The sequence below is a fragment of the Phascolarctobacterium succinatutens CAG:287 genome (assembly GCF_000434895.1).
Classification (GTDB): domain Bacteria; phylum Bacillota; class Negativicutes; order Acidaminococcales; family Acidaminococcaceae; genus Phascolarctobacterium_A; species Phascolarctobacterium_A succinatutens_A.
This window is the reverse complement of the sequence record NZ_FR892778.1, coordinates 1-6,184: the sequence shown is the minus strand read 5'-3', so window position 1 is coordinate 6,184 and position 6,184 is coordinate 1. Positions and strand designations below refer to the sequence as shown.

Below are 6,184 nucleotides of genomic sequence, written 5' to 3'. Positions count from 1 at the left end.
CTGCTGAAGAACGTGCGGCCTACCATGCGGCAGCGTGTATCTGCTCCAACTACGCTGTAGCGGTGGAGGCTATGGCGGCGCAGCTGATGGCGCGCTGGACCGGCAGCAACGAAGCTGCCTGGGAAGCTCTGCTTCCCTTGTTCAAAGGCACAGCGGCTAATTTGCAGGCTACGCAAAATCCTGCGGCTGTGCTTACAGGACCTATTGCCCGCGGTGATGTCAGCACGGTAGCAAAGCATCTTGTTGCCTTACCTGCAGCTGTAATTCCTGCCTATTGCTCTCTGGGCCTGGCGACGACCTCGCTGGCCCTTGCTAATGGCACTATTGACGAAAAAGCAGCTGATGAGCTGAGAAATTTGCTTGGAGGATATTATGGCTAACAAACAAGTAACAGTCGCAACGATTAAAGAAATGAAGCAAAAGGGCGAACCTATCACGATGATAACCGCTTACGACGTAGCAATGTCCCGCAACGTGAACGAAGCAGGCGTTGACATGATTCTTGTAGGTGATTCCCTGGGTAACGTAATGTTAGGATATAATTCCACAGTCCCTGTAACGATGGATGAAATGATTCATCACACCAAGGCTGTTATGCGTGGCAACAGCACTGCTTTAGTAGTTGGCGATATGCCGTTTATGAGCTATCAGGCAAGCATTGTTGATGCAATGTACAATGCGGCGCGCTTCCTGAAGGAAACAGGCTGCACTGCAGTTAAGCTGGAGGGCGGCTCCGAGGTAGTTCCTCTGGTAGAACGCCTGACACAGGCCGGCATTCCCGTATGTGCTCATATCGGTCTGACTCCGCAATCTGTAAATCAGATGGGCGGCTTTAAGGTACAGGGTAAGGATATTGCCGCTGCACAAAAAATGATTGATGATGCCAAGGCTTTGGAGGCTGCAGGTGCTTTTGCCTGCGTACTGGAATGCGTTCCGGCCGCACTGGCTGCTAAGGTAACCGCCGAGCTGAAAACCATGGCTACTATCGGTATCGGCGCCGGTAACGGCTGCGACGGCCAGGTGCTCGTATGCAACGATTTGCTGGGAGTTTCTACCGGCTTCTGTCCGAAATTTGTTAAGAAGTATGCTAATCTGCATGATACTACCGTAGAAGCAGTAAAGGAATATATTGCCGATGTTAAGGCAAGAACCTTCCCTGCTCCGGAGCATACCTTTAAGATTGACGATGCTGTTTTAGAAAAATTATATTAATACTTTCATACATAAAGTGAGGTAATTCAAAATGAAATTAGTACATACAGTTGCAGAGCTGCGCGAAGAGGTTGCAGCAGCTAAAGCTAAGGGTTTGACCATCGGCCTTGTGCCTACTATGGGCGCTTTGCATGAAGGCCATGCATCCCTGATTAAAGCAGCTAACATGGAAAATGACTTTGTTGTAGTCAGCGTTTTCGTAAACCCGACTCAATTCGGTCCTAACGAAGATCTGGACGCTTATCCGCGTACTTTGGAAGCAGACTGCAAGCTGGCAGAAAGCATGGGCGCTAACGTAGTTTTCGCTCCGGCTCCGAAGGAAATGTATCCGAGCGAGGATGCAACCTGGGTTGAAGTAACCGGTGAGGTTACCAAGGTTCTGTGCGGCCGTACCCGCCCGATTCACTTCCGCGGTGTAACTACCGTTGTTACCAAGCTGTTTAACCTGGCACAACCGGACCGTGCTTACTTCGGCCAGAAGGACGCACAACAGGTTGAGGTTCTGAAACGCATGGTAAAAGACCTGTTCTTCAACATCCAGCTGCGCATTATGCCGATTGTCCGCGAAGCTGACGGTTTGGCAAAGAGCTCCCGCAATACCTATCTGAATGAAGCAGAGCGCAAAGCAGCTCTGGTACTGAGCCGTAGCCTGAAGGCTGCTAAGGAGCAGTACGAAGCAGGTGAGCGTGACGCTGCTAAGATTACTGCGGCTGTTACCGCTTCCATTAAAGAAGAGCCTATGTCTGATATTGATTATGTTGAAATTTATGCACTGCCGGAATTGAAACCTGTAGCAGCTCCGATGGCAGGCAGCAACCTGCTGGCTGTAGCTGTTAAATTCGGCACCACCCGTCTGATTGATAATGTAGTTTTGGAGGAGAAATAATATGCTTTATACTATGCACCATGGCAAAATTCATCGCGCTACCGTAACCCAGGCTAACCTGGAATATATGGGCAGCATTACTATCGACAGCGAGCTGCTGGAGCTGTCCGGCATTCTTCCGGGCGAGCGTGTACAAATCGTTGACAACAACAACGGTAACCGTCTGGAAACCTATGTTATCGCCGGTGAGCGTGGCAGCGGTGTTATCTGCCTGAACGGTGCTGCTGCACGTAAGGTTCTGGTTGGTGATACTGTTATCATCATCGCTTACAGTCTTATGACCGAGGAAGAAGCTAAAACCTATGTGCCGAAGGTTGTAATGGTTGACGAAAACAACCATCCGATCAACGTTCGCGGTACTGAAAAGGAAGCAGAAATCGGCTGATTTTAAGTATTATAAGAGCACGTTGCGGCTTGCGCGAAAGCGCAGGCTGCAGCGTGCTTTTTGTATTAATTGCTTTCGTTGGAAAGTAGTTACGCTATGCGTGTGAATACAACACTTCGGCTGGTTTAAAGTGAAAACGCAAAAACTTTGGCTAAATCGTAAGTATGGTTACGTTTTAGCCGAAGTTTTTCGTTTCTATTCGTTTTTGTCATGGCAGCAGCAGTGTTCTGCTTCCGCAGGCTTCATGGAGCATTCCGGGCAGATGCCTTCGCCCTCTAAAAGCTTGCTGCCCCAGGCATACATGGCCTGCAGGATGGGGAAGAGGCTTTCGCCACGCGGCGTCAGGCTATACTCAACCTTAGGCGGTACGACGGCGTACACCTTGCGCGCAATCAAGCCGTCACCTTCCAGCTCGCGTAATTGCTGGGTGAGCATCTTGGGTGTGGCTTCGGGGACGAGGCGGCGCAGCTCGTTGAAGCGCAGAATTTTGCCGGACAGATGCCATAGGAGCAGTGCTTTATATTTGCCGCCGATGAGCTGCAGCGTGGCGGCAACGGGACAGTTGACGTTAATAGTGTCTTTCATTTGGAGTTTCCTTTCTGCAAAGAGCAAGGTGATTAAGATATAATGATGCTATGAAAAAATCATATGTCTGCCTTGTGCATCAAAAATTAAATATCTTTACAGTATCTTTTTACATACTATCTACCTAAATAGTGCGTTCTTGAAATAAAGATAGCGTTTGCTATAATAATAGCAGACAAAAAATTTTATGTCAAACAGATAGCAAGCGAAAGGAGTCACGATGAAAAAACAGTTACTTGATATAACGGGCATGAGCTGCAGTGCCTGCTCGTCACGCATAGAAAAGGTTGTCAACAGGATGCAGGGCGTGGAGCAGATGAGTGTTAATCTGCTGAAAAATAATGCGCACGTTACCTTTGATGAAAGCGTTGTAGATGAAAAGGAGATTATTGCCCGCATTGAAAAGCTGGGCTTCGGTGCAAGTGTGCATGCCGCAGGAGCTGCCGCTGCGCCTGTGCCGCAGCAGGATACGGCGGCGCAGGAGATGGAGGAGATGCGTCAGCGTCTTATCGGCTCGCTGATTTTTGCCGGTCTTGTTTTTTATCAGCACATGGGGCGCATGTGGGGCTGGCCGCTGCCAAGCTTTATTCTGGGGCAGGAAAACGAGCTGATTAACGCTTTGCTGCAGATGCTGTGGTGCATTCCGGTGCTTTTTATCGACCGCAAGTATTTTATCCACGGCGTGCGTAATCTTTTAAGCGGTGCGCCTAATATGGATTCCCTGATTGCCGTAGGCAGCGGTGCATCGTTTATTTATGGTTTGTATTCCGTATTTGGCATGGCGTATGCCTTTGGACACAATCGTCTTGATTTGTTGCCAGGCTTTGCTGATGCCTTATATTTTGAAGCTAGTGCCGTAATTTTGGCACTTGTAACCGTCGGTAAGTTTATGGAGGCGCGGGCGAAGAGCCACACCTCTGATGCGATTAAGGCGCTAATGAACCTTACGCCGAAGACGGCGCTTGTCGAGCGTCACGGTCTGCAGGGAGAAATACCTGTAGAGGAGGTTGTAACAGGCGATGTGCTGATTGTAAAAAGCGGTGCCTCCGTGCCTGTGGACGGTAAAATTATTGAGGGCAGCGCTGCCTTGGACGAAAGTGCGTTGACCGGTGAAAGCTTGCCGGTAGATAAAACAATCGGTGACAAGGTTATCGGCGGCACTATTAACAGAAGCGGTTACTTTAAGATGGAAGCAACTGCGATTGGTGCAGATACAGCTTTGGCGAAGATTATTGCACTGGTGGACGAAGCAACTTCGTCTAAAGCGCCGATTGCCAAGCTGGCGGATAAGGTAAGCGGGTATTTTGTACCTGCCGTTATCAGCATTGCTGTGATTGCAGCCGGGATCTGGCTGGCGTTGGGCGCAAGCTGGCATTTTGCACTGACGATAGCTATTTCGGTGCTCGTTATTTCCTGCCCCTGTGCTTTGGGATTGGCAACACCGACAGCGATTATGGTAGGAACAGGGCGTGGTGCCAAGAGCGGCATTTTGATTAAATCGGCAACAGCGTTGGAAACGGCGCATAAGGTTGATACCGTTATCTTAGACAAAACAGGTACGATTACAGCGGGCAAGCCGGTGGTGACGGATATTTTGCCTGTAAAGGTTACGGAAAATGAATTGCTGGCCTTTGCCGCAGGCTTGGAAAAGCTTTCAGAGCATCCGTTAGGTGAAGCGATTGTTGCTGCTGCTGAAGCAAAGCAGCTTGCTTTGCCGGAAGCAGTCAATTATAAGCAAATACCCGGGCAAGGTGTTACAGCAGAAATCGTTGGCGCAGTATGTGCTGCCGGTAATCTGAAGCTGCTGCAGGCGCTTAATGTTGAGACAAGCGCATTGACAGAGCATCATAAAAAGCTGGCATCACAGGGAAAAACACCGTTATACTTTTTACGTGCAGGCGAGCTTTTAGGCTGTATTGCTGTTGCCGATACCGTAAAGCCTACGAGTAAGGAGGCAATAGGCAAGCTGCAGGCAATGGGCCTACGCGTGCTGATGGTGACCGGTGATAATAGGGCGACGGCGGAGGCGATTCGTGCGCAGGTGGGCGTGGATGAGGTTGTGGCGCAGGTGCTGCCGCAGGACAAGGAAGCGGTAGTACGCAAGCTGCAGCAGGAAGGTCATATTGTCGCTATGGTAGGCGACGGCATCAACGATGCACCTGCGTTGGCGCGTGCTGATGTAGGTATCGCTATCGGTGCCGGCACGGATATTGCGATTGAGGCTGCTGATATGGTTTTGATTAAAAGCGACTTGTTGGATGTGGCGAAGGCTATTTGCTTAAGCCGCAGCGTGATGACCAATATCAAGGAAAATCTTTTCTGGGCCTTTATTTATAATGCCGTCGGTATTCCGTTTGCCGCAGGTGTGTTTTATGCAGCCTTCGGCTGGCTGCTGAATCCGCTGATTGCAGCGGCGGCGATGAGCTGCAGCAGTGTTTCTGTTGTTACTAACGCATTAAGACTGCGTTTTATAAAATTGTAATTGCAAAGGAGATTTTATTATGACTAAGACTATTGCTATTGAAGGTATGCATTGCCAACATTGTGTTGGCGCCGTTAAAGAAGCACTTGCTGCTGTAGCAGGTGTAACAAGTGTTGTTGTTTCCTTGGAAAACAATAATGCGGTTGTTGAGGGCACAGGCCTGGATGATGCAGTTTTGAAGGCTGCTGTTGAGGATACCGGCTTTGATGTAACCGGCATCAACTGAAAATAAGCACAAAAAAACGCCGCGTAAAGCGGCGTTTTTGCTTGTAAAAAGGTCGCTGCGCAGCGGCCTTTTTTTATGCAAATATTTCTGCTATAGCAGGCGGAAGCATATCAAGTGCGCTTGCTGTCATAAATGCGGCAGCAATGGCTACGACGATAAAGGCAGCAGCGTGCGGATAATCCTTTTTGCGTACGGAAGAGAAGATGGCACGCAGGGATAAAAGCAGAATCAGACCCCAGATATAGGGACCGGTTACTTCATGGAAAAATTTTTCAAACATGATAACACTCCTTGCTGGCTGAAAATGTGGTTAAGCAGATATAGATATACAGATAATAAAAAAACACCCGCAATAGCAGGTGCTGTTTTTGGATTGGTGCCTCAGCACAGAATCGAACTGTGGACACA

The 6,184-nt window shown here is 49.1% G+C and carries 8 protein-coding genes; 6 read left to right on the top strand and 2 right to left on the bottom strand.

What is annotated here, in order from left to right; genetic code table 11:
* From BN587_RS11340 to panD, 4 genes are all read left to right on the top strand, one after another.
* Positions 1-380 (top strand): DUF2520 domain-containing protein (locus BN587_RS11340; protein WP_303684826.1); only part of this gene is annotated, 380 nt, incomplete at its 5' end.
* Positions 373-1,212: a 3-methyl-2-oxobutanoate hydroxymethyltransferase gene (gene panB, locus BN587_RS03855; protein WP_021719832.1), complete on the top strand. Its 840-nt coding sequence runs from the start codon at positions 373-375 to the stop codon at positions 1,210-1,212. The genes BN587_RS11340 and panB, both read left to right, overlap by 8 nt.
* A 31-nt stretch (positions 1,213-1,243) precedes the next feature.
* Positions 1,244-2,098 (top strand): pantoate--beta-alanine ligase, encoded by an 855-nt coding sequence (gene panC, locus BN587_RS03850; RefSeq protein ID WP_021719831.1) that lies wholly within the window; start codon positions 1,244-1,246, stop codon positions 2,096-2,098.
* Between the two features lies 1 nt (position 2,099).
* Entirely contained in the window at positions 2,100-2,483 is a 384-nt protein-coding gene (gene panD / locus BN587_RS03845) for an aspartate 1-decarboxylase (protein ID WP_009145844.1), read from the top strand.
* Between the two features lie 195 nt (positions 2,484-2,678).
* Here panD and BN587_RS03840 read toward each other — a convergent pair whose 3' ends face one another.
* A complete protein-coding gene (locus BN587_RS03840; protein ID WP_021719830.1) occupies positions 2,679-3,068 on the bottom strand; it encodes a winged helix-turn-helix transcriptional regulator in 390 nt (129 codons plus the stop codon).
* 220 nt (positions 3,069-3,288) lie between these two features.
* On the opposite strand from BN587_RS03840, the gene BN587_RS03835 reads away from it, so the two are divergent.
* Together BN587_RS03835 and BN587_RS03830 are read left to right on the top strand one after the other, a co-directional pair.
* Complete coding sequence (locus BN587_RS03835; RefSeq protein WP_021719829.1) at positions 3,289-5,550, top strand: heavy metal translocating P-type ATPase; 2,262 nt, start codon at positions 3,289-3,291, stop codon at positions 5,548-5,550.
* A gap of 19 nt (positions 5,551-5,569) precedes the next feature.
* Positions 5,570-5,776: a heavy-metal-associated domain-containing protein gene (locus tag BN587_RS03830; protein WP_009145848.1), complete on the top strand. Its 207-nt coding sequence runs from the start codon at positions 5,570-5,572 to the stop codon at positions 5,774-5,776.
* A gap of 73 nt (positions 5,777-5,849) precedes the next feature.
* Here BN587_RS03830 and BN587_RS03825 read toward each other — a convergent pair whose 3' ends face one another.
* Positions 5,850-6,056, bottom strand: a complete 207-nt coding sequence (locus BN587_RS03825) for a hypothetical protein (RefSeq protein ID WP_009145849.1) — start codon at positions 6,054-6,056, stop codon at positions 5,850-5,852.
* Positions 6,057-6,184 lie beyond the last annotated feature (128 nt).